The 23927-nt window shown below is 35.8% G+C and carries 20 protein-coding genes and 1 tRNA gene; 5 read left to right on the top strand and 16 right to left on the bottom strand.

Features of this window, described 5'->3' with window-relative positions:
• The first annotated feature begins 415 nt into the window (after positions 1-415).
• The 3 genes from HM987_RS02450 to HM987_RS02440 all read left to right on the top strand — a co-directional run bounded on the left by HM987_RS02450 (position 416) and on the right by HM987_RS02440 (position 4285).
• A complete protein-coding gene (locus tag HM987_RS02450; RefSeq protein ID WP_229724568.1) occupies positions 416-2551 on the top strand; it encodes an FUSC family protein in 2136 nt (711 codons plus the stop codon).
• 143 nt (positions 2552-2694) lie between these two features.
• Positions 2695-3579: an SdiA-regulated domain-containing protein gene (locus tag HM987_RS02445; RefSeq protein ID WP_179004897.1), complete on the top strand. Its 885-nt coding sequence runs from the start codon at positions 2695-2697 to the stop codon at positions 3577-3579.
• On the top strand, positions 3572-4285 hold the full coding sequence (locus HM987_RS02440; RefSeq protein WP_179004895.1) for a TVP38/TMEM64 family protein: 714 nt from the start codon (positions 3572-3574) through the stop codon (positions 4283-4285). The genes HM987_RS02445 and HM987_RS02440 overlap by 8 nt, the downstream gene beginning before the upstream one ends.
• Before the next feature lie 457 nt (positions 4286-4742).
• On the opposite strand, the gene HM987_RS02435 is transcribed toward HM987_RS02440, so the two are convergent.
• The 16 genes from HM987_RS02435 to mraZ form a co-directional block, all read right to left on the bottom strand.
• Positions 4743-4816 (bottom strand) — tRNA-Arg (locus HM987_RS02435).
• 39 nt (positions 4817-4855) lie between these two features.
• On the bottom strand, positions 4856-5302 hold the full coding sequence (locus HM987_RS02430; RefSeq protein ID WP_179004893.1) for a GatB/YqeY domain-containing protein: 447 nt from the start codon (positions 5300-5302) through the stop codon (positions 4856-4858).
• Positions 5303-5608: 306 nt separating this feature from the next.
• A complete protein-coding gene (gene ftsZ / locus HM987_RS02425) occupies positions 5609-7549 on the bottom strand; it encodes a cell division protein FtsZ (protein WP_179004891.1) in 1941 nt (646 codons plus the stop codon).
• Positions 7550-7605: 56 nt separating this feature from the next.
• Positions 7606-8937 carry a cell division protein FtsA gene (ftsA, locus tag HM987_RS02420; RefSeq protein ID WP_179004889.1) on the bottom strand — a complete coding sequence of 444 codons (1332 nt, stop codon included), beginning with the start codon at positions 8935-8937 and terminating at the stop codon, positions 7606-7608.
• Positions 8938-8940: 3 nt separating this feature from the next.
• Positions 8941-9663: a cell division protein FtsQ/DivIB gene (locus tag HM987_RS02415; RefSeq protein ID WP_179004887.1), complete on the bottom strand. Its 723-nt coding sequence runs from the start codon at positions 9661-9663 to the stop codon at positions 8941-8943.
• On the bottom strand, positions 9656-11056 hold the full coding sequence (gene murC, locus HM987_RS02410; RefSeq protein WP_179004885.1) for a UDP-N-acetylmuramate--L-alanine ligase: 1401 nt from the start codon (positions 11054-11056) through the stop codon (positions 9656-9658). Before murC ends, HM987_RS02415 begins: the two co-directional genes overlap by 8 nt.
• A 49-nt stretch (positions 11057-11105) precedes the next feature.
• Positions 11106-12209, bottom strand: coding sequence for an undecaprenyldiphospho-muramoylpentapeptide beta-N-acetylglucosaminyltransferase (gene murG / locus HM987_RS02405; RefSeq protein WP_370622877.1), 1104 nt, complete (start codon positions 12207-12209; stop codon positions 11106-11108).
• Positions 12210-12352: 143 nt separating this feature from the next.
• Positions 12353-13540 (bottom strand): FtsW/RodA/SpoVE family cell cycle protein, encoded by a 1188-nt coding sequence (locus HM987_RS02400; RefSeq protein WP_179004883.1) that lies wholly within the window; start codon positions 13538-13540, stop codon positions 12353-12355.
• A 193-nt stretch (positions 13541-13733) separates the two neighbouring features.
• Positions 13734-15065, bottom strand: a complete 1332-nt coding sequence (gene murD, locus HM987_RS02395; RefSeq protein ID WP_179004881.1) for a UDP-N-acetylmuramoyl-L-alanine--D-glutamate ligase — start codon at positions 15063-15065, stop codon at positions 13734-13736.
• Positions 15066-15079: 14 nt separating this feature from the next.
• Positions 15080-15439: a four helix bundle protein gene (locus tag HM987_RS02390; RefSeq protein WP_179004879.1), complete on the bottom strand. Its 360-nt coding sequence runs from the start codon at positions 15437-15439 to the stop codon at positions 15080-15082.
• Between the two features lie 54 nt (positions 15440-15493).
• Positions 15494-16735 carry a phospho-N-acetylmuramoyl-pentapeptide-transferase gene (gene mraY / locus HM987_RS02385; protein ID WP_178990348.1) on the bottom strand — a complete coding sequence of 414 codons (1242 nt, stop codon included), beginning with the start codon at positions 16733-16735 and terminating at the stop codon, positions 15494-15496.
• A 62-nt stretch (positions 16736-16797) separates the two neighbouring features.
• Positions 16798-18261: a UDP-N-acetylmuramoyl-L-alanyl-D-glutamate--2,6-diaminopimelate ligase gene (locus HM987_RS02380; RefSeq protein WP_179004877.1), complete on the bottom strand. Its 1464-nt coding sequence runs from the start codon at positions 18259-18261 to the stop codon at positions 16798-16800.
• On the bottom strand, positions 18258-20270 hold the full coding sequence (locus tag HM987_RS02375) for a penicillin-binding protein (RefSeq protein WP_179004875.1): 2013 nt from the start codon (positions 20268-20270) through the stop codon (positions 18258-18260). The genes HM987_RS02380 and HM987_RS02375 overlap by 4 nt, the downstream gene beginning before the upstream one ends.
• Before the next feature lie 3 nt (positions 20271-20273).
• Positions 20274-20600: an FtsL-like putative cell division protein gene (locus HM987_RS02370; RefSeq protein WP_178990354.1), complete on the bottom strand. Its 327-nt coding sequence runs from the start codon at positions 20598-20600 to the stop codon at positions 20274-20276.
• 111 nt (positions 20601-20711) lie between these two features.
• Positions 20712-21608 (bottom strand): 16S rRNA (cytosine(1402)-N(4))-methyltransferase RsmH, encoded by an 897-nt coding sequence (rsmH, locus tag HM987_RS02365; protein WP_179004873.1) that lies wholly within the window; start codon positions 21606-21608, stop codon positions 20712-20714.
• Positions 21595-22065, bottom strand: coding sequence for a division/cell wall cluster transcriptional repressor MraZ (gene mraZ, locus HM987_RS02360; protein ID WP_179004871.1), 471 nt, complete (start codon positions 22063-22065; stop codon positions 21595-21597). The genes rsmH and mraZ overlap by 14 nt, the downstream gene beginning before the upstream one ends.
• Before the next feature lie 284 nt (positions 22066-22349).
• Here mraZ and HM987_RS02355 point away from each other — a divergent pair, with 284 nt between their 5' ends.
• Both HM987_RS02355 and yihA read left to right on the top strand, forming a co-directional pair.
• The gene (locus HM987_RS02355; protein ID WP_179004869.1) at positions 22350-23114 is read left to right on the top strand and encodes an alpha/beta fold hydrolase; all 765 of its coding nucleotides are present in this window, start codon (positions 22350-22352) and stop codon (positions 23112-23114) included.
• 188 nt (positions 23115-23302) lie between these two features.
• Positions 23303-23926, top strand: coding sequence for a ribosome biogenesis GTP-binding protein YihA/YsxC (yihA, locus tag HM987_RS02350; protein WP_179004867.1), 624 nt, complete (start codon positions 23303-23305; stop codon positions 23924-23926).
• Position 23927: the final 1 nt, after the last annotated feature.

The raw sequence follows: 23927 nt of genomic DNA, 5'->3' as shown, positions 1-23927 counted from the left end.
GTGGAAAGTTCATTATGACCGATTTGTCAAAAGTCATTGCAATTATATTAATTTTGACACTACCTATGTACTTATTTATCAAAAGAAAATGCTATACAAATAACAACCTGAAAAATTCAAATACTCAATAAGTTGGAAGGTTGTATTTTTTAATTCAAAACAAATAATTAAATCATGTAGAATTATCATAAATGCGATATTTAACATTGAAAGCGTATAGATTCTTCATATAGGTTAGAAATCGTTTCACAACTAATTTATGTTAACTTATTAAAGTGTCCTACGCTTTTCAAATCGTATCTTTGAAGGGAACTGTAAAATCAATAATCCCATTCTAAGTTTTATATCCAGACACGGCAAGGAATTATTTGAATTCTTTAAAAGCACCAGCTTTTCAAAAGCTGTTTTAATTGGTGTGGCAGTCACCGTACCTATTATATTGGGAATTGCAACCAACCACTTAGAAATTGGTCTGGCACTTTGTTTTGGCGCTTTTTGGTGTTCGCCAAGTGATGTCAGTGGTAGCTTAAAACACAAACAAATAGGGATTCTATTTTCGGCACTTTTAGTGGTGGTTATTAGTTTTATTACTAGTTATCTCGATATTTCAAATTATTTGTTCTTCCCTATTCTAGGTATTTTGACGTTTTCCATTGCCTTTATTTCCATATATGGATTTAGAGCTTCTTTAATTAGTTTTTCAGGATTGTTGGCATTGGTGCTAAGCTTTGCCCATACTTTAGAAAACTTAGAGGTTTATGAATATGCCTTATTAATTGGCATTGGTGGTTTTTGGTATTTAGTCCTATCTACCTTGTTGTTTTATGTCAATCCAAAAGCGCAAACCGAAGAAACCTTAAATGAAACCTTTTTTATTACGGCAGATTTCTTAGACACCAGAAGGCAACTCATTGGCGAACAACCCAATAGAGAAAGCTTACAAACCCAACTTATGAACTTGCAAAGCGAATTAACGGAACATCATGAAACCCTACGTGAAATATTAATTTCTTCTCGAAAAAGCTCTGGTAAATCCAATTACCATAGCAGACGTTTATTGGTGTTTGTTCAATTGGTTGAATTATTGGAAACTGCGATTGCAAATCCAGTAAACTATCATAAAATGGATACGCTTTTTGAAGTACATCCTGAGTTTAAGACTGATTTTCAGAAGTTGATTTCTGAATTTTCCCGTCAATTACGTGCGATTGCACAAAACATGAACAACTCGAAACAATTTCCTTCTAACACTCTACTTTCCAAAGCCTTTAAAGGACTTGAAACTGATATCTTAAAACTGAAGAATGAGAATCATCTCGAAGATTATGAGTACTATTTAATGCTTCAGAATTTTTTGGACTATCAGAAAAAACAATTTGAAAAACTGAAGAAAATAAAATGGTTATTGGGCAATCCTGATTTGACCTCTGACGATTTCATCAAAAATGAAAAACTGAAACGCTTTATTGTTTCACAAGATTATAATCCAAAATTATTACTGAGAAACCTCAGTTTTCGATCCACTATCTTTAAACATTCCTTACGCCTAGCGGTTGCGGTTATGTTAGGTTATGGGATTGGTCTATTTTTCGATTTCCAGAATCCGTATTGGATAATCCTTACCATAATAGTCATCATGCGACCAAGTTATGGCCTCACAAAAACACGTTCTAAAGACCGTATAATAGGGACACTCATAGGCGCTGCTTTAGCTAGTGGTTTAGTGTTTTTAATCAGTAATCCTTATGTCTATGGTGCATTAGGCGTACTTTCTTTAGTGATTGCATTTTCTATGGTTCAAAAAAATTACAAAGCTTCGGCAACATTTATTACGCTGAGTGTCATTTTTATTTACGCCATTTTACAACCCGATGTTTTAAAAGTGATACAGTTTAGGGTTTTAGATACCTTGATTGGTGCGGCAATATCATTTATGGCCATGCGTTGGCTTTTACCGGCTTGGTCGTTTATGGAAATTGGCGATACTATTAAAGATAGTTTAAAGGCAAATGCCGCCTTCTTCAAATCTATAAGCACCTATTACGAAACAAAAGGAAACGTACCTACAAGTTTAAAAGTAAATCGAAAAGAAGCCTTTTTGCAGACTTCTAATTTAAGTTCTGCATTTCAGCGTATGGCCCAAGAACCAGAATCGAAACAAAATCATATTGATGATATTTACGAACTGGTTGTTATAAACCATAGTTTTTTGGCGTCTTTAGCATCATTGAGCACCTATGTTCAAAACCAAAGGACAACGGAAGCTTCAGCAGAGTTCAAATTAGTTTCAGCTAAAATAAATGATAACCTTAATAAAGTTTGCGTACAACTAAAAGCTATTAATTTTGAAAGCCTAGAAATCAATACTTCAACATTTAACCCAAAGCCATTTGTGTTTCCCAATAATCATAATGGCTTAAGAACTGATACCATTTCTCAAATCGAGAGTGAGCAAATTCAAAAAGAAGCCCATTTGGTTGGTGAACAACTATATTGGCTATTCAGTCTCAGCGAAAAAATGCTGAAATTGACTTATAAATTTAATGTATAGCATCTGTCTATAAAACTTTCATTATAATAGCTTTTTAATACTATCCATAAAATATCGGAAATGTTAATTTAATCTCAATATCCATAGGTGTTGAATGGCTTTCTGGAATGAATTTGTTAAATTACATGATGTCCAAAAAATTTATGAAAATAATAAAATCTAACATCACAGCGCTAATCACCGTTATTTGTGGTATTGTATTATTGGCGTTTCAAATACCTGTCACTAAATCGCTTGTCGAAAAAAGTAATAAAATTGATGCTAAATTTGCTAAATTTTACGCTATTCAAAACACCTATCTTCTACCCGAAGTTTTAAACGAAGTAAGCGGTATTACATGGCTTAGCAGTAATGTCTTTGCCTGTGTACAGGATGAAAGTGGTACTATTTATATCTATGATGTTGAACAAGACAAAGTAATTAATAAAATTAAATTCGCAAACTCTGGCGATTATGAAGGTATTGCTATCAATGGAAATGATGCTTATGTTGTAAAAAGTGATGGCCTTATTTATGAGATCAAAAATTACGAATCGGATAGTTTAAAAGTTTCGAAATTTAAAACCCCTTTTGAATCCAAAAACAATATTGAAAGTCTGGTTTTTGATCAACAAAACAACCGGTTACTTACGGCAACTAAAGATAATGATTTAGGCGACAAACATATTAAAGGTATTTATCAAATTCCATTGGATACAAAAAAAATGAATGAGAAATCCATTGTAAATATTGATCTGAAAGCAAAAATTTTGAAGAAATTTCAGCATAAAAAAATTGAAAAGACTTTTAATCCTTCCGATATCGCTATACACCCTAAAACCAAGAATATTTACGTGATAGATGGAAAAGATCCAAAACTTTTAATATTAAATAGCAAAGGTCAAATTTTAAAAGTATTTGAATTGGACAAACGTAAATTTGCACAACCAGAAGGTATAACTTTTAGTGAAGACGGACGTTTATATATTTCTAACGAAGCTACAGATGAAAGCGCCAATATCTTAGAAGTACAATTGCGAAATGGTTAAAAACGGTGAAAAGATTTCAAAAAACAAGTGGCCTTTATATGTTTCATTAATTATAATAGTAGGTATTATTGCCAGCTATTTTATGATTCCTGATGTTCAACAATTTTTGGATAACGCATGGGACGTTTTAACCAGCGATGATGAACAACGCATTAAGGCTTGGGTAGATGGTTTTGGGTGGTTCGGCCCTATAGTTATTATTTTAGCGATGGTCCTGCAAATGTTCTTAATCATTATTCCTACTGTATTACTAATGGTTGTTTCCATATTGGCTTATGGACCCGTTTGGGGAAGTTTAATCATTGTAATTGCCATATTCTCAGCCTCTAGTATTGGCTATATCATCGGTAACTATTTTGGTCAAACCCTTGTACTAAAGTTGTTGGGACAAAAAACCGATGAAAAAATAGAATCGTTTATTGAAGATTACGGCTTTTGGGCCGTAATTGTAACCCGATTGAATCCGTTTCTGTCGAATGATGCCATTAGTTTTGTGGCTGGAATGCTAAAAATGGGCTATTGGAAATTTATCGGTGCCACATTAATCGGTATTCTACCTCTGACCATACTAATCGCCATTCTTGGGGAAAACACAGAAAGCTTAAAATCTGGTTTACTTTGGGGTTCTTTAATTTGCCTAGCTATATTTGGAATTTACCTGTTTTGGGATAAACGTCGAAAGAAAAAGCAAAATAATAAATCCTGATTGAATTAATTAAATATTAAAAGTTCGTCTCTGGTTTTTTACTCTTCTCAATAGTGAATTTATAGAAATAATTCTAAAGACTTAAGAGCAAAGCCTACTTAAAGCTAAGTCATAAAGTTCACCTTAAAAAAAATGAAATTTTAAAAGGATTACTGCGCATCCTCTAAAGCTCAGCTTTGAGAATAGTACAAACAAAAAAAATGCTCAAACGAAATTGTCTTTCCAATTTAAGATAAGACAGAACTTTGGGGATTGCTACGCATCCCAAAAGCTCTACCTTGAAAATAGTTTCAACAAAAAAACGCTCAAGCTAGCTTATCATAATTTATTATATATAAACAAAACGAAACTTTAAAGGATTGCTGCGCATCCCTTAAAGCTCCGCTTTGAAAATCAAAAAGCTGCACTTACAAATTCAAGCGAGCTTGATTTGACGTACAGCTTTTTGATTTATTCGTGACCGCGAAGGGATTCGAACCCCCAACCCTCAGAGCCGAAATCTGATATTCTATCCAGTTGAACTACGCAGCCAAAGTTCCTGCGTAAGCAGGAATATTATTTATATTTAATTTATGACAAGTTAGCTTTCACAATATTAGATATTGTTTTTCCATCTGCTTGTCCTGCTAAGTTTTTGCTCACAATACCCATAACCTTCCCCATGTCTTTCATGCCTTCAGCACCAACTGCTGCTATAACCTTCATGACTTCAACGGTAATCTTCTCTTCTGACAACTGCTCAGGTAAAAACTGACTGATAACTTCTGCTTGCGCTAATTCCGGCTCAGCCAAATCGTTTCGGTTTTGTTCTGCAAAAATAGCAGCACTATCCTTGCGCTGTTTTACCAACTTGGATAAAATTTTTATTTCTTCGTCTTCAGACAAACCTTCGTTTGCACCTGAAGTTTGTGCTAATAAAATCTCTGATTTTACAGCTCTTAAAGCCGCTAAGGCTGTTTGGTCTTTGTCTTTCATTGCTGCTTTCATAGCAGTCATTATTTCGACTTGTAAGCTCATTATTTGATTCTATTTAGAAAGTGCGAAGATAGTAAAAAGTTTCGCTCACGTCACATAAGATTTGTACCAATTATCATTCTACATCTTTGTTTTCCTACAAGAGACAAAAGACCGCTTCGCTATTAGAATCAAGAATATAGACTAAAACCGTAACAAACAGACAAACGGAGTTAAAATCATAAAAAGATAAAACCCAAAACTAATGGAAAAACCCAAAACAAGTTCCATTATAAACAAAAAGCCCAAAAAGCTGGGAAACTTTTTGGGCTAGACATTAGTGTTTAAACACAATAGTTAAACTTGCTATTAATCTACATTATCGTGTAAAAAAGAATTATTACTTCTTAACTGAATGTCGTCATTTTCATCAGTTCCGACAGATAGTCGAGAAGCTTTGGTTTCAGAAGAATGCTGCGCATCTTCTAGGTTAACACCTTGTCTTTTGTAAGCAGGTACTTTTTCGATTTCGTTTACTTTGGCATCATTGAATTTATAATTGAAATCTTTCATTTTTCTTCTGCGCTCATCGGCACGAGCGATAAGCATTTCAGAGATTGGACTATTCATTGGATCAATCTCTTCTGGTGCTTCAACAGTTTTATCAGTAGGAATCGTTTTCTTTTCAAAAACAATTTCTTCTTTTGTTTCTGTTTTCTCCTTTTTAGTGTTTATAGAGGACTCAAAAGTTTCAAAATCATCTAAAGCATAGCGTTTTTCCCCTTTCTCATTAACTTCTGTTACTGCAATAATCTCAACCGGCTGATTGACATCTATATCTTTTACCTCGTCCTCTAAACTAAAGAACATTTTTTCCTCTTCAGCTTTTGGCTCTTCCTCTTGTTCTGTTTTTTTGTTCGCTAAAGGCAAATCGAATGAGAACGTAATTTGTTCTTCTGGTGTTTCATCAATTGTTTCAGCTTTATTTACAATGGGCGTAATCACAAAATCTTCTGGCTCAACTAAAGGTTCAGGTTTTTTATCTAAGACTTCATCATAAACAATATTCATGTTCTTTAAGAAATCTGTAGTCGCGATTAAATCTGTACTTTTATTTTCTTCAGCTTTAACTTCATTTTTTCTCTCTTCTTCCTCATCCTCTAGCAACGTATGGCGAACAATTGGCACTTCTTTTTCTTTCTCTAAGACAATATCTGGTGTAATGATCGCTGGGTCTTTTTCTTGCGTACTGATTCCTGTTTCAGGAGCTTCTTCTAACGCATGAACCACTTTTTTGGTTTCCGTATTGGAAATTTCATTCTGCTGATCCATATCAAATCCTGTAGCGATAATTGTTACCGATATAGATTCTTGTAAATCCTCGTCTTCGCCAACACCCATTATGATGTTTGCACCATGACCTGCTTCAGTTTGAATATGGTCGTTGATTTCCCCAATTTCATCAATAGTAATTTCTTGGGAACCGGAAACGATGAGTAACAATACGTTCTTAGCTCCTGTGATTTTATTATCGTTAAGTAATGGCGAATCCAATGCGCTCATAATCGCTTCTTGCGCTCTTGTTTTACCCGAAGCTGTCGCTGAACCCATAATGGCAGTTCCACTGTTGCTCAATACGGTTTTAGCATCACGTAAATCAATATTTTGTGTGTAGTGATGTGTGATGACTTCCGCGATACCACGAGATGCGGTAGATAATACTTCGTCCGCCTTAGAGAAACCGGCTTTAAATCCAAGATTTCCGTAAACTTCGCGCAATTTATTGTTATTGATGACCACCAATGAATCTACATGCGAACGTAATTTTTCGATACCACGTTGGGCTTGTGCATTACGCATTTTACCTTCAAACTGAAATGGCATTGTTACAATTCCTACGGTAAGAATATCGAGTTCTTTCGCCATTTTCGCAATGATTGGTGCAGCTCCAGTTCCTGTTCCACCACCCATTCCTGCTGTGATAAATATCATTTTGGTATTGGTATCCAACATTCTGCGAATATCCTCTAAACTTTCAATCGCTGCTTCTTCTCCAACATCTGGATTCGCACCTGCTCCCAAACCTTCGGTCAAGGCAACTCCTAATTGAATTTTATTTGGAACGCCACTACTTTGAAGGGCTTGTGCATCCGTGTTACAAATGACAAAATCAACACCTTTAATACCTTGCTGAAACATGTGATTGATGGCGTTGCTTCCACCTCCTCCGACACCAATAACCTTGATGACGTTTGATTGATGCTTTGGCAAATCAAATGAAATATTTCCAAATTCGTTGCTATTACTCATGATAATTATGATTATGGGTTTTCAATTCTATTTTACTTATGGTTTGGATAATGTGCTTACTCAGCATTATCCAAAAAATCCTTTACACGCTCCGTTAACTTATCTAAAAATGAACGACGCTCTTTTACTTTCTCTTCTACTCTAATTTCTATTTCTGGCTCTGACAATTCCTCAGCTTCATTCTCAATAATCATTTCCTCTTCAATTGCTTCTGCCTTTTTACGTTCTTGGCGTTTTAAGCCGTCCATTACCAAACCAACGGCTGTGGCAAACAATGGACTTGCAATATCTTCATCACTATCTCCTGCTAAATGCTCATTAGGATATCCTATTCTGGTATCCATTCCTGTGATATATTCCACTAATTGCTTTAAATGTTTCAATTGGCTTCCGCCTCCCGTTAAAACAATTCCACCAATCAGTTTCTTCTTTTGCTCTTCGTGACCGTAATTTTTTATTTCTACATAAACTTGTTCTATAATTTCCACAACCCTTGCGTGAATAATTTTAGACAAATTCTTTAATGTAATTTCTTTTGGCTCTCGTCCTCTTAATCCTGGAATAGACACAATTTCATTGTCCTTATTTTCGCCTGGCCATGCAGAACCAAATTTCACTTTTAAAAGTTCGGCTTGCTTTTCAATAATGGAACAACCTTCTTTTATGTCTTCGGTAATTACATTTCCACCGAATGGTATTACAGCGGTATGTCGAATAATTCCATCTTTAAACACCGCTAAATCCGTGGTTCCACCTCCTATATCAATCAACGCCACACCTGCCTCTTTCTCTTCTTGACTCAATACAGCATTTGCGGAAGCTAAAGGTTCTAACGTGATACCTTCAAGCGTTAATCCTGCACTTTTTATACAACGGCCAACATTTCTTATCGAAGACACTTGACCAACAACCACATGGAAATTAGCTTCCAATCGTCCGCCATACATTCCTATGGGTTCCTTAATTTCTGCCTGACCATCAATCTTAAATTCTTGTGGCAGTACGTGAATAATTTCTTCACCAGGCAACATCACCAATTTATGCACTTGATTGATTAAACGATCAATATCGTCCTCATCAATGACCATATCCGAATTTGGGCGCGTGATATAATCGCTATGCTGTAAACTTCGAATATGCTGACCTGCGATACCAACGGTTACATCTTCAATTTTTTCTGATGCAGCAGCTTCTGCTTCCTGAACCGCTTGTTGAATGGACTGAATAGTTTGGGTAATATTGTTAACCACACCACGATGCACACCCATGCTTTTAGCCTTTCCCAAACCTAAAATCTCAACTTTATCGTACTCGTTCTTGCGACCAATCATGGCCACAATCTTTGTGGTTCCTATATCTAGACCTACTGAAATATTTTGTTTGTCCATGGTTTACTTTTTGGTGCAAATAACTTGTTTATCAAATTTTAAATTCACTAATGCATAGTTATCTAAAATCTGGTCTTTCAAAGCCTTTTGGTAAAACGCCTTAAAATTGTTTATCTTTTTTTCGAGTTGATTTAAAGATCCAACATGAACCGTAAAATCACTTTTTCGAATTTTAAAATCAATGGTATTGTCGTCGTTCTGACGAATCTCAATGACATATTTCCTTAAGAAATCATCTTCATCAACAGCTTTTGCAAATTGAAAGACCGTTTCAAGCTTATTTTTCTTAATATTTCCACTAACAAGTGGCACTCTTGCCGCATAATTATAGGATAAAGGCATATAGCCACCTTCATCATCTATGTAATACGATGTATTAGTGTTCACTCTTGCAATAGGTCGTTTCTGTACAATTTCGGCTGAAAGTGTACCGTTTACTGACATATACACTTCCGCTTCCTTTATCATTGGGTTAGAATTCAGGGCAGATTCTAATTTGTTCAAATCTATAATTTCTTTAGGCTGTTCTGAAACAGGTTCGAGATTTTGTATTAACAATTTACTAACATTCGCATCGGTAATGAATAATTCGTTTTCCCCCAAGAATTTTATTTGAGGATCGCCAACGATTCTGTTTTTATTTCTTTGGTTTGAAAACGCAAACAAAAAACCTACTATTAGAATTAATCCAATGATTTTTATGTAGTTATAATTAATCTTAAACATGGAACGCTTCTTTTATAGGTTTCACTTCTGCTCCAATATCTCCTGCTCCAATGGTTAAAACGATTTGAGCCTTGGATTTTCTTATTTCATCAATTATTTCTGATTTTTCAATTACTTTTTTATTTGAATTTTGAATTTTATGTAATAACCATTTTGAAGTTACACCTTCGATGGGTAACTCTCTTGCTGGATAGATCTCTAAAAGCAATAATTCATCGAATTTTGAAAGACTTTCGGCAAATCCATCAACAAAATCTTTAGTTCTACTGAATAGGTGTGGCTGAAAAATCGCTAACACTTTTTTATCAGGATACATTTCCCTAACCGCTTGATGTACGGCATTGATTTCTTCCGGATGATGCGCGTAATCATCTATAAATACAAAATCTTCAGTTTTAATTTGATAGGTAAATCTGCGTTTTACGCCCTTGTAAGATTCTAAACCCTTGGCTAATGCTTCATAAGAGCAACCATATTCCACAGCCATTGCTAATGCAACTATTGCATTTGATAGATTATGCCTTCCTGGTAAACTGAATTTGAAGTTTTTATGGATTCCGTTCGGTGTATTTATATCAAACACATAACTGCCATTTTCAATGCTTATATTTTGGGCACTATAATCAGAATCATCTTCAATTCCGTAAGTAATGCCTTTCAATGGCAAACCGTTTTTTACAAATAATTTCCCGTTTGGCTTTATACATTCTGAAAAATCCTTGAAGGTTTTAATCAACTCATCAGCATTACCGTAAATATCCAAATGGTCAGCATCCATGGAAGTGATGCATGCCAAATCTGGTGACAAGGTTAAAAACGAACGGTCAAATTCATCAGCTTCAACCACCGTAACTTCGGTGCCGTTTATTATTAAATTCGAATTATAATTCTCACTTATTCCACCTAGAAATGCTGTCACAGGTACGCCACAAACATTCAATAGATGACCTAAAATACTGGTTGTTGTTGTTTTTCCATGTGTACCAGCAACTGCCAAACAAACCGTTTGCTTTGTAATTTCCCCTAAAACTGTAGAGCGTTTTGAAACTTTGAAATTGTTGTCTTTAAAATAGTTGAATTCCGCGTGGTTTTTAGGAATCGCTGGTGTATAAACCACCAAGGTTTTTTCAGGATTTAAAAATGTTTCTGAAACGTTTTTAATATCATCTTCAAAATGAATGGCGATTCCTAAATCTTCTAACGAATTGGTAATTTCAGTTGGTGTTTTGTCATAACCAGCCACCTGTTTACCATTGGCAACAAAATAACGTGCCAAAGCACTCATTCCGATGCCTCCGATTCCGATGAAATAGATGGAAGAAGCCCATCCCAAACCCTTCCCAGAAGGAAGGGCCTTTTCACGGTTGCTAATATGTTCGTTAAAACTATTCATTTCTGTTTTCGTCTCAGTTTCTTCCCTCTGGGAAGATTAAGATGGGCTTTTATTTTAACAATTTCTCAACCTCATCCGCAATAGCATTTGTTGCATTAACCAATGCTAAGGCTTCAATATTTTTACTTAATTCTTTTTGTTTGTCTTCGTTTGTAATTAATTCTGAAAAAACATTTTGAAAATCAGTATCCAAATCTTTTTCCCGTATTAATATAGCTGCATTTTTATCTGCAACCGATTTTGCGTTTTTAGTTTGATGGTCTTCAGCCACATTTGGTGATGGAATAAAAATTACGGGCTTTCCAACGATGCATAATTCTGAAACCGAAATGGCTCCTGCTCTAGAAATGATAACGTCAGCCGCTGCATAAGCCATATCCATTTGATTCAAAAAGGCATGAACTTGCACATTTTTTGAATCATTGTATGACTTATACTGGTCATAATACAATTTTCCACATTGCCATAGCACTTGAATATTCTGTGCCTCAAAAAAATTGATATTGGCCTCTATAAGTTGATTGATTCTTCGGGCTCCTAGACTTCCGCCTAAAACTAAAAGCGTTTGTTTATTATGTTTTAATTTGAACGCATCTTTACCTTCAATTTGTTTATTCTTTACTTCCAATAGATCCTTTCGGATAGGGTTTCCTGTTAATCTGATTTTATCTTTTGGAAAGAACTTTTCCAAGCCTTCATAGGCCACGCAAATGGTATTTACTTTTTTCGCCAACAATTTATTTGTGATTCCTGGAAACGAGTTCTGTTCCTGAATTAAGCTCGGAATTCCTTTTGAAGACGCCACTTGCAACAAGGGCCCACTGGCAAAACCACCAGTACCAATGACAGCATCTGGTTTAAAGGTGTTCACAATTTTTCTTGAACGCAATAAACTACTCATTAACTTAAACGGGAAGGCTAAATTCTTCAATGTTAGTTTTCGCTGAATTCCGGAAATCCATAAACCTTCGATTTTATAACCCGCTTGTGGTACTTTATCCATTTCCATTCGGTCAGAAGCACCAACGAATAGGAATTCGGCATTTGGGTAACGTGATTTTAATTCATCTGCAATAGCGACTGCAGGATAAATGTGTCCTCCTGTACCTCCTCCTGAAAGGATGAATCGATATGTCTTTGATTTTAGATTCAAGATTTACGAATTACGATTTCTCTCTATATTAATTTTATAACCTTTTACCTGGTCATTCTTCTTTTATTTTTGCTAGTGATGCTAATTTTGATGTCATATTTCCACTCCATTTATCTTAAATCAAAAATCTAACATCGTACATATTAAATAGTCTCACTTAAAATAGCTAAAGGATTGTCTTCTGCGTCTTCCTGTTCTTTTAATTCTTCGCGTTTTGCGCTTACACTTAGAATAATTCCTATCGCTAAACAGGTCATCCAAATGGATGTTCCTCCACTGCTGATTAACGGTAGTGTCTGGCCTGTAACAGGAAATAATTCTACTGCAACTGCCATATTGATCAAGGCCTGAAACACAATTGGCAATCCGACGGCTAAAACCAATAATTTTCCAAATACAGTATCTGACTTATGGCTAACAATCACAATTCTAAACAGCAACCACATATATAAAATCAATAAAAATATGCCGCCATACAAACCGTATTCTTCAATAATAATGGCGAAAATAAAATCTGAAGACGATTGTGGTAAAAAGTTCTTTTGTATGCTTTTTCCAGGTCCTAAAGGTGTAAGCCCTGTGGCAATGGCGATTTTTGCTTTTTCAATTTGATAATCGGCTTCCGTATCTTCTCCATTGGCAAAATTTTCAATTCGGCTCATCCATGTATCCACTCTATTGGGCATGGCTTCTGGAAAGGCTTTTGCTACTAGTACAAATATTGCCAATGCTGCAAAACCAGATAATAACATTAATCCCAAATACTTTAGAGGATAACCACCTATAAATGCTAACATCATTATCATGGTAAAGATGATGGCTGTTGTTGAAAAATTAGCAGGAAGTATGAGAATTAAAATCAAGAAAACCGGTGTCCAAAGTGGTAAAATTGTTTCCTTAAACTTGATTTCCTTGTCCTTGATTTTAGACAAATATCTCGCTACATAAACCATCAAAACCACTGCTGCTAAAGTTGATGTTTGAAACGACATATTTACAATAGGAATTTGAATCCAACGGCTTGCATTGGCGCCATCAATTGTAGTACCTTGAAGCATTGTAACCAGTAATAAAACAAACACTATTGGAATCATAATCATGGATAATCCACGAAAATATTTATAAGGTACTTTATGGATCCCAAACATAATCACGAAGCCTAAAAGCAGGTGCATAAAATGTTTAACTAACAAGGAAAATGTATTGGTATGTCCACTATTGGCCAAATTACTCGCCGCACTATAAACAGGCATAAACGAGAATATAGCCAATAGCGCCACTATGGCCCAAATCGCTTTATCTCCTTTTATTTGCTTGAAAATGTTCCCCATTGTCTTTCAGACATTTCCCCAAAGGGGAAAATTTAATTAGTTATTTGATACTCTAGTCTATCTATTTTTAAGAATTGCAATAATATTTTAAGTTGCCAATTTTCATATAATACAATTCGTTGTTAATTGCGCTATGCTAAGCCACAACAGTTTCTTCCCTCTGGAATCCCGATAACTATCGGGAAAGATGGGCTTACAAGTTCCGTACAGCATTCTTGAACTGACGTCCTCTATCTTCATAGTTTTCAAATAAATCGAAACTCGCACAAGCTGGCGATAACAAGACGTTGTCTCCTGCATTGGCCAATTTGTAAGCGATTTTTACAGCTTCGCTCATATATTGTGTCTCTATAATCACGTCTACCATTTTTCCGAATGATTCCATAAGCTTTGCGTTATCTACACCCAAACAGATGATGGCTTTTACTTTTTCGTTTACAAATGGAAACAACTCTTTATAATCATTGCCTTTGTCAACACCTCCGACTATCCAAACCGTTGGTGCGTCCATACTTTCCAATGCGAAATAAGTAGCATTAACATTCGTCGCTTTTGAATCGTTAATGTATTGCACCTTGTTGATTTTAAGAACATGTTCTAAGCGATGCTCCACACCTTGAAAATTCTCTAAACTTTCACGAATGGTTTGTTTTCTTATTTTTAGTAAATGCGCAACAGTAGAAGCTGCCATTGCGTTTTTCACGTTGTGTTTTCCTTCTAATGCTAAATTATTTGTTGGCATAATGATTTGATTATTATCTATTGTTATTATTATCTTATTATTGTCTAAATAGGCGCCTTGCTCAATAACTTTTGTTAATGAAAAAGGCAATTTTTTGGATTGAATTTGATGTGTTTTCATATACTCTGAAATGACCTCATCATCGGCATCATATATGAAATAATCGTCTTTCGTTTGATTCTCGACTATTCTGAATTTTGATGCGATATAGTTTTCAAACTTATAATCGTACCGATCCAAATGGTCTGGCGTAATATTGGTTAAAACAGCTATTTTTGGTTTAAAATCGATGATATCATCCAATTGAAAACTGCTAATCTCCAACACATAATTCTCGTAGTTTTTCTCCAGAATTTGCTTTGCAAAACTGTCTCCAATATTTCCGGCCAAGCCCACATCTAATTCTTGCTTTAACAAATGATGCGTCAACGTTGCTGTTGTGGTTTTCCCATTGCTTCCTGTAATCGCTACTAATGTGGCAGCTGTAAATTTTGAAGCAAATTCGATTTCAGAAACCACTTTGATGCCTGCTTCTCGGATTTGTTTTACCAATGCTACTTTGTCTGGGATGCCAGGACTCTTCATGACGATGTCCGCATTCAGAATTTGTGATTCTGTATGCTGTTCATCTTCAAATTCAATCTCATTATTTAAAAGAACGTCTTTATATGTTTGCTTAATCTTACCTTTGTCTGATACAAAAACTTTGTATCCTTTTGCTTTTCCGAGCAATGCTGTTCCTACTCCGCTTTCGCCTCCACCCAATATGACTAACCTCATCATTTACGATTATTGATTTACGATTTACGATTCTTGGCTCTCATGGTTTTTATGGATGCTACGACTATCGACAGTAATTCATTCCCTTCTTTATGCAAGCGTTTCATTTCGTGATGTTCTTTATCACTAACTTCAAGCAACAATTCCAAGAAATACATACTCTCATCTGCTTCTTCTTCAACGATTTTCAACTTATTAATAAAATCGGCGTCAGATTTCGCTCTACAAGCGGCTCTATAATTTGCTCCAACAGAACTCGAACACCTTATCAATTGGTTACAAAAAGCATTGTATTCTCTGGATACTGGAAATTTTGTACACAAATGCCAACAATCTGCTGCATATTTTCGGGTTCTATTTTTAAATATTTGTTTCAATCTTAAATCGTTATTCTCAATTCGTAAATCATCAATCGTATATCGTAAATCGTTTTATCTAATTTTTAAGGTGACAATTGAAATTATTGCCAATAAAATTCCAATAATCCAAAAACGGGTTACAATCTTACTTTCGTGATAGCCTGATTTTTGATAGTGATGATGTAAAGGCGACATTTTGAAAATACGTCGACCTTCACCAAACTTTTTTCTGGTGTATTTGAAATAGCTGACTTGCATGATCACTGATAAATTTTCGGCTAGGAAAATGCCACATAACACAGGAATCAACCATTCTTTTCTCACTGCAATAGCGATTACAGCGATAATTCCGCCAATAGTTAAACTTCCAGTATCTCCCATGAATACTTGTGCTGGATAGGTATTATACCATAGAAAACCAATTAATGCACCTACGAATGCTGCGATATATATAGTAATCTCTTCAACTCTTGGGATATACATAATATCTAAGTACTCCGAGAAAACTATGTTCCCTGACACCCAAGCAAAAATTCCTAAGGTCAATACAATTATGGCTGATGTTCCTGCCGCAAGTCCATCGATTCCATCCGTGAGATTGGCGCCATTTGAAACTGCTGTGATAATGATAATACTAACTAGAATAAATACTAGCCATGCATATTTCTCTAAGTCTGGACTTATCCATGTGATTAAATCTGAATAATCAAACTCATTATCCTTTACAAAAGGTATCGTTGTTTTTGTTGATTTTTCTTCGATGTCAAATAATTTGGCTGCTGGTAAATCGGGATTTTCTGCCAACAATTGTCGTTGTTCCTGAACTGGTAATTTTTCTTTTATAGTCACATCATTATGGAAAAACAAAGTCGCTCCTACGATAATGCCTAATCCAACTTGACCCAAAACTTTAAATCGCCCTTTTAAACCTTCTTTATCATTTTTGAATTTTTTAATGTAATCATCAATAAACCCAATAGTTCCCATCCAAAGCGTAGTGACAATCAATAGGATGATATAAATATTCTCAAGCTTTGCTAACAACAATACAGGAATCAATGTCGCCAGAATAATGATGATTCCACCCATTGTTGGTGTTCCTGCTTTTTCAACCTGTCCTTCCAATCCTAAATCACGAATGGTTTCGCCAACTTGTTGCTTTTGTAAAAACCGAATAATGCGTTTTCCATAAATCGTAGAAATCAATAACGACAATATAATTGCCATAGCTGCTCTAAAGGTTATAAACCCAAAAAGTGATGCTCCCGGTAATTGGAACTGTGCTTCTAGATATTCGAATAGGTAATACAGCATTCTTGGTTGTTATTAGTTTTTTCTTTAAACCTTACAGATTGACTTGCTTTGTATTTCAAGCTCTACTTCTGCAATTGTTTTAAATATTCTTGAACGATTTTATAATCATCAAAATCAAAGCGTTCGCCTTTAATTTCTTGGTAATTTTCGTGTCCTTTTCCTGCAATTAGAATAATATCCTTCGGCCCAGCCATTTGACAAGCGGTTTTAATAGCTTGCTTTCTATCGGTTATGGACAATGTTTTTTTGAAATTTTGAGGCTCAACCCCCTTTTCCATGTCTTCAATAATGGTTTCAGGCACTTCGTTTCTTGGATTGTCGCTTGTAAAAATCACCTTTGTACTTAATGCTGAAGCGATATGTGCCATTTTTGGTCGTTTCGTTTTGTCTCTGTTTCCGCCACAACCCACAACCGTAATAAGTTTTTCGTTTTTCGTTCTAATATCGTTTATGGTTTCCAAGACATTTTTTAAGGCATCTGGAGTATGTGCATAATCAACAATCGCTGTGATTTTTTCTTCCGAAATAAAATACTGAAAGCGTCCCGCTACATTTTCAAGCTCACTAATGAGTCTTAAAATTTCAACTTTGTCCAAACCTAATAACTCGGCTGTTCCGTAAATAGCAAGTATATTGTAAGCATTAAAACTCCCTATTAATCGTGTCCACAATTCATTGTCATTCAACTTTAATAACAAACCGCTGAATTCATTTTCTAAAATCTGAGCTCTATAATCGGCATAGTTTTTTAGAGCGTAAGTGTATTTCTTGGCTTGAGTATTTTGAAACATGACCAAACCATTTTTATCATCAATGTTAGATAATGCAAACGCGTCTTTTGGTAGCTGGTCAAAGAACTTTTTCTTAACATCCCTGTATTCTGCGAATGTGGCGTGATAATCTAAATGGTCATGAGATAGATTGGTGAAAATACCGCCTTCAAACCTTAAACCTTCTGTTCTACTTTGATGAATGCCGTGTGAACTCACTTCCATAAAGCAAAACTCGACACCTTCATCATTCATCATTTGTAAATATTTATTGATGGTTAACGAATCTGGTGTGGTATGTGTGGCTTTGTAAGTGGTATTATCTACCATTATTTTTACGGTAGATAAGAGTCCGACTTTATAACCTGCTTTTTTAAATAACTGATACAGCAAACTGGAAACCGTTGTCTTACCATTTGTTCCTGTAACGCCAACTAGTTTTAAATTTTCAGACGGCTGACCATAAAAATTATTGGCCATAAAAGCCAATGCCTGATTAGAACTCGCCACTTCTATATACGTGATATTATCCTGAAGGTTTTCAGGAAGTGTTTCACAGATAATCGCAGTTGCGCCATCTTTTATGGCTTTTTCTATAAATTTATGACCATCTGTTAGCGTTCCCGAAATCGCTACAAAAACATCATTAGTTTGAATTTGACGCGAATCGAATTCAATTTTACCCACAGTAATGCTAGTGCTGCCAACGACTGCATTAATGGTAACCTTATACAATATGTCTTTCAATACCATCATGATGCTTCTAATATGATGGTTTGATTGGTTTGTAATTTTTGATGCTTCTCTACAGATTGTTTTTTGATGATACCACTTCCTGTTAATTTGACCTTAACATCAACTTGTAAGTTTTCTAACAACGCAATCGCATCCATTGCTGGCATGCCAACTACACTTGGCATTAATTCCTTGTATTTTCGGGCATTTTCGAAATAGCTTTCGAAATCTTCTTCAACTAACTTATTTTGAAAATCGAGTGTTTTAATCGCATCGATAATTGGTGTATCAGTATATATTTTTTGTGCAATTCTTTTGAAAACTGGACCAGAAACATCGGCTCCGTAGTAGCCAACTTTTGTACTAGGTTCATGGATAACGACGATGCAAGAATATTTCGGATTATCAGCAGGAAAATAACCAGCGAAGGACGACACATACTTTTTATCTTTATACCATTTTTCAAGGTCAGCATAGTCCGTTCTTGCTGTGCCTGTTTTACCAGCCATAGAAAAGGTTTCAGAATACATGCGCTCTCCAGTACCACGAATAACGACGTTCTTTAATATATCTTGAATTTCGGCTAAGGTTTTGTTAGAGCATAATTTTTCAACAAGCACTTCTTTTTCAAACACTTCAATATTCTTGTCGAATGACTTTACGGATTTAAGAAAACGTGGTTTTATCAATTCGCCATCATTTGCAATGGCATTGTAAAACGCCAAGGTCTGTAATGGTGTCATTTCCAGATTGTAGCCATAAGCCATGGACGGCAAAGCATTTCTACTCCAATTGGAAGCACCAGGCTTCGGGATATCTGGTTTTCCTTCGCCAATAATAGCAACACCCAAAGGTTTATCGAGTCGCCATGAACTCAAACGGTTTAAGAATTTTTCGGGCTGTTTAGCATAATGATCGTCAATAATAGTTGCCATACCAATATTTGAAGACACCTCTAAAGCTCTTGCCGCTGAGATTTCGCCATAACCATTACCAGAATCAGTAATGTACCGACCATAAAATTTCTTTCGTCCCTTTTTGGTATCAACAACAGTTGCTGTATCAATGACCTTATCTTCCAAAGCTGCCATCATGGCCATTACCTTAAATGTTGAGCCTGGCTCATGACTTTCGCCAACAGCGTAATTCAACCGTTCATAATAGTTGCCTTTTTTGTTTCTTCCTAAGTTAGAAATGGCTTTTATCTCTCCTGTTTTCACATCCATAACCACCACGCAGCCATGATCAGCTTCGTAAAGTTCTAATTGTCTTAATAATGAATGATGTGCTATATCTTGAATATTCACATCGATAGTGGTGTAAACATCATAACCATCTTTCGGTTCTACTTGGTCGAAATCTGCTATGGGTTTCCATTGACCATTACCAATTTTCTGTTTACGGCGTTTGCCATTTTTGCCTTGTAAATATTTGACGCCAAATGCACCATCAATGCCAGGTCTTGTATAATTCCCATCTTCATCTTGCCGCTCATATCCAATTGTTCGTTCTGCTATCCCACCCATTGGATGTTCACGTCGCGTGGTTTGCTCTACAATTAAACCGCCTTTAATAGCCCCAAGGTTAAGCAAAGGGAAATTTCGCATTCGGATATAATCGGAATAGCTGATATTTCGTGCTAATAGAAAATATCTGTTTTTATTTTTTCTGGCTTTTCGAATCACATTTTTGTAATAAGAAACCGGTTTCCCTTTATAGACATGAAGTGAATCCGCTAGCGCATTAATATATTTTTCGAAAGTGGCATCCTTTGCTTGGATGGCATCAATTCTAATATCATATTTAGGAATCGAAGTCGCCAACAAACTACCATCAGCAGAATACACATTACCACGATTTGCAGGAATAGGAAAATCCCTAGTGGTACTTTTTTCCGCTAGTGCTCGGTATGCATCACCTTGAACAAACTGAATATCAACCAGCTTAAACACCACAGCGATGGCAAACACAAACAAGCAGCCAGCTACGAAGTATAATCTTTTTAATATGTTTTTTTCTGTTATTGCCAAAGCCTACTGATCTTGTTGCTGTGTTTTTACTATTATTTTTGTTGGTGGGTTTAAGGAAATCCCAATTCCTTTTTCTTTCATTTCCGCCTCTACAAAAGACTCTTTTTTAAGTTGCATCAGCTGTCCTCTTTTATCTACAAATGCTGAGCGCAATTCCTTTACTTCATTGGTCAGTTTTGCAATTTCATAGACTTTTTGGTCTGCTTTATGCGAACTCGCTATCATGATGATCGCCAGAACCGAAATCAAAATGATGATGCGCCAATTTTTGAACGAATCATCGCTGATTAGGAACTTACCTCTTAATATGTGGTATATGTTATTTTTCATCCCATCTATCCTGCGGACATCTTCCCTAAGGGAAGAAATTGAACGAGAATATATCTTCTATTAATTAAACTATTTTTACCCTCAATAGCGTCCCCTTCGTTTTATGAAAAGTCAGGCTTTTTTAGCAATTCGAAGTTTTGCACTTCGAGCTCTGTTATTAGCTTTTATTTCTTCTATTGAGGGCACTATTAATCCACCGACTTTTTTTAAAGGCACTTCAAAGTTGCCAAACACATCGCGTACTGGTTCCCCTTCAAACAACCCGTTTCTTATGAAACGCTTCACCAATCTATCTTCCAACGAATGGTATGAGATGAAACTTAAGCGACCGTCCTCCTTTAGAATCTCTGGCATTTGAAGTAGTAATTCTTTTAAAACTTCAATTTCTTGATTGACCTCAATTCGGATGGCTTGATATATTTGTGCCAACACTTTGTTCTCTTTTTGATGGTTCAAAAATTTCTTTAAAACTGCTTTTAATTGTTCGCTCGTTTTAATTTCGCCATCCTTTCTTGCTTCAACAATTACTCTTGCCATTGCTGGCGCTTGTCTTAATTCGCCATATTGAAATAGAACCGCTCTAAGCTGCTCTTCGTCATACTTATTCACCACTTCAAAAGCCGACAGCTTACTATCTTGGTCCATCCGCATATCTAAATCGGCTTCAAAACGCGTGGAAAAACCACGTTCCGCAACATCGAATTGATGCGATGACACTCCGAAATCCGCTAAGACACCATCCACTTCCTTTACACCATAAAACCTTAAAAATCGTTTTACGAACCTGAAATTCTCGTTGATGAGTATAAATCGCTCATCGTCAATAGAATTTGCCAAAGCATCCTTATCTTGGTCGAAAGCGTATAACGTTCCATCTGGTCCTAATCGCGATAAAATTTCACGACTGTGTCCGCCACCTCCAAAAGTGACATCGACATAAACACCATCTGGTTTAATTGCTAAACCATCAACCGTTTCCTTCAGTAAAACTGCATTATGATAATCCATTGTCGTCATCCTCTTGTCCCATTACCTCTTCGGCCAAATCCGCAAAATCTGAAGCCGCATCATCAATAGCCTGTTCGTATTTATCCTTATCCCATATTTCAAGAATATTCACTGCAGAAGCCAAAACCACTGCTTTGCTTATACCAGAAAAACTGATTAAATCCTTCGGAATCAATAATCGTCCAGTACTGTCTACTTCAACCATTTTAACTCCTGCCGTAAAGCGTCTGATAAAATCATTGTTCTTTTTCTTAAAACGATTGAGTTTGTTAATCTTCTCCATCATTTGGTTCCATTCGGACATAGGATACAACTCCAAACACGGTTGAAAAACAGCACGCTTCAAAACAAAACCATCCTGTAAAGCTGATGACAGCTGCTTTTTGAGCACAGCAGGTATCATTAACCTTCCTTTGGCATCCGCTTTACATTCGTATGTTCCTATAAATGAATTCAATTCGTTTTATTTATCGTTTGAACGATTAATATTCAAATATATTGAAAAAAACACCACTTTTTACCACATTTTACCACATTTGTTGATAAGTTTTGATTAAAATGATCAGGAAGCATTTGCACCCTAATGAATTCATCATTTAATCCAAGACTCTATAAGTGGGAACAAATAACATCACAGACTCCGAAATACTTGGGATAAAAAAATCGATATTTTTTCCATATGATTTATATTCTAAAGGATTTGGTTATATTTGTTTTTAACACACAAGCACTAATTTGCACATGGCACACCTTTTAAAAAAAGAAAAGGAATTTAGATATATTGAAGAAGGCGAAGGCACACCAATTATTGTGTTGCATGGCTTGATGGGCGGACTTAGTAATTTTGATGCCGTAACTAAACATTTTGGCGCAAAGGGCTATAAAGTGATTATTCCTGAATTGCCTATTTATACGATGTCCTTATTGAAAACCAATGTCAAAAGCTTCGCTAAATACCTAAAAGATTTCATTGAATTTAAAGGACTAGACGAGGTAATTATCTTAGGAAATTCCCTTGGAGGACACATTGGCTTATATTATACAAAACTTCATCCTAAAAAAGTTAAAGCGTTGATTATTACGGGTAGCTCCGGACTTTACGAAAGTGCCATGGGTGGCGGTTATACCAAACGAGGCGATTATGAGGTTATAAAAAAGAAAGCTCAAGATGTCTTTTATGACCCAAAAGTTGCGACCAAAGAAATTGTGGATGAAGTTTACGAAACCGTTAACGACCGCAACAAACTTGTAAAAACTTTAGCGATTGCCAAAAGTGCCATAAGACACAATATGGCAAAGGATTTGCCAAAAATGGACACTCCAATTTGTATTATTTGGGGAAAAAATGATAGCGTGACACCTCCTGAAGTTGCAGAGGAATTTCATGATTTATTACCAGATTCTGAATTGTATTGGATTGACAAATGCGGTCATGCCGCAATGATGGAACATCCTGATGAATTTAATGATATTTTGAGTGGGTGGCTTGATAAGCGTGGGTTTTAAAAAAAAGCTCGAAGATTGAAGTTGGAAGCGTGAAGCAAAAAAAGCTCGCAAAGGCGCAGAGTCGCAAAGTACAACCTGTTGAAACGTGTTCCTGACAATTTAATTTTCCTTCGTAAAATTTGTCGCATTGGCTTCACGTAAAACTAAGTTTAACTTAAACGAGATTCCCACTTTCGTGGGAACTAAAAATGGGAAAAATAAAATCAGCTGAATTTGTAGTTAGTAATTCTGAAGTGGCCAAATGCCCTAAGGATAATTTACCTGAATACGCTTTTATTGGTCGAAGTAATGTGGGAAAATCGTCATTGATTAACATGCTTACCGACAGAAAAAGTTTAGCTAAAACCTCTGGACGGCCTGGAAAAACGCAGTTAATCAATCATTTTATCATAAATAATAATTGGTACTTGGTAGATTTGCCTGGATATGGCTATGCGCGTGTTTCAAAATCTTCTAAAAAGAAATTCCAGAAATTTATTACCAATTATTTTGAACAGCGACAGCAACTGCTTTCTGCTTTTGTGCTTGTAGATATAAGGCACAAACCGCAACCTATTGATTTAGAGTTTATGCAGTACTTGGGGGAAAGTGGTATTCCGTTTGCGATTATTTTTACCAAAGCCGATAAATTGAAACCTAAAGCTATTGAACGCCATGTGGAAGCGTACTGCGAAGTGTTACTAAAAACCTGGGAAGAGTTACCTCCTTATTTTGTGACCTCATCTTCTAAAGGCATTGGGCAGGAAGACGTTTTAGGGTTTATTCAGGCTACTAATGATGAGATTGAGCAGTTGAAATCGAAAACCAATTAAA

The sequence above is a fragment of the Winogradskyella forsetii genome (assembly GCF_013394595.1).
GTDB classification, from domain to species: Bacteria; Bacteroidota; Bacteroidia; order Flavobacteriales; family Flavobacteriaceae; genus Winogradskyella; species Winogradskyella forsetii.
This window is presented reverse-complemented; position numbering and strand designations above follow the sequence as displayed.

Coding starts and splice junctions, on each gene's coding strand:
- HM987_RS02445 (WP_179004897.1), top strand. CDS start 2,695: ATGAAAATAATAAAATCTAACATCACAGCGCTAATCACCGTTATTTGT.
- HM987_RS02440 (WP_179004895.1), top strand. CDS start 3,572: ATGGTTAAAAACGGTGAAAAGATTTCAAAAAACAAGTGGCCTTTATAT.
- HM987_RS02430 (WP_179004893.1), bottom strand. CDS start 5,302: ATGAGCTTACAAGTCGAAATAATGACTGCTATGAAAGCAGCAATGAAA.
- ftsZ (WP_179004891.1), bottom strand. CDS start 7,549: ATGAGTAATAGCAACGAATTTGGAAATATTTCATTTGATTTGCCAAAG.
- ftsA (WP_179004889.1), bottom strand. CDS start 8,937: ATGGACAAACAAAATATTTCAGTAGGTCTAGATATAGGAACCACAAAG.
- HM987_RS02415 (WP_179004887.1), bottom strand. CDS start 9,663: ATGTTTAAGATTAATTATAACTACATAAAAATCATTGGATTAATTCTA.
- murC (WP_179004885.1), bottom strand. CDS start 11,056: ATGAATAGTTTTAACGAACATATTAGCAACCGTGAAAAGGCCCTTCCT.
- HM987_RS02400 (WP_179004883.1), bottom strand. CDS start 13,540: ATGGGGAACATTTTCAAGCAAATAAAAGGAGATAAAGCGATTTGGGCC.
- murD (WP_179004881.1), bottom strand. CDS start 15,065: ATGATGAGGTTAGTCATATTGGGTGGAGGCGAAAGCGGAGTAGGAACA.
- mraY (WP_178990348.1), bottom strand. CDS start 16,735: ATGCTGTATTACCTATTCGAATATCTAGAAGCACAGTTCCAATTACCG.
- HM987_RS02380 (WP_179004877.1), bottom strand. CDS start 18,261: ATGATGGTATTGAAAGACATATTGTATAAGGTTACCATTAATGCAGTC.
- HM987_RS02370 (WP_178990354.1), bottom strand. CDS start 20,600: ATGAAAAATAACATATACCACATATTAAGAGGTAAGTTCCTAATCAGC.
- rsmH (WP_179004873.1), bottom strand. CDS start 21,608: ATGGATTATCATAATGCAGTTTTACTGAAGGAAACGGTTGATGGTTTA.
- HM987_RS02355 (WP_179004869.1), top strand. CDS start 22,350: ATGGCACACCTTTTAAAAAAAGAAAAGGAATTTAGATATATTGAAGAA.
- yihA (WP_179004867.1), top strand. CDS start 23,303: ATGGGAAAAATAAAATCAGCTGAATTTGTAGTTAGTAATTCTGAAGTG.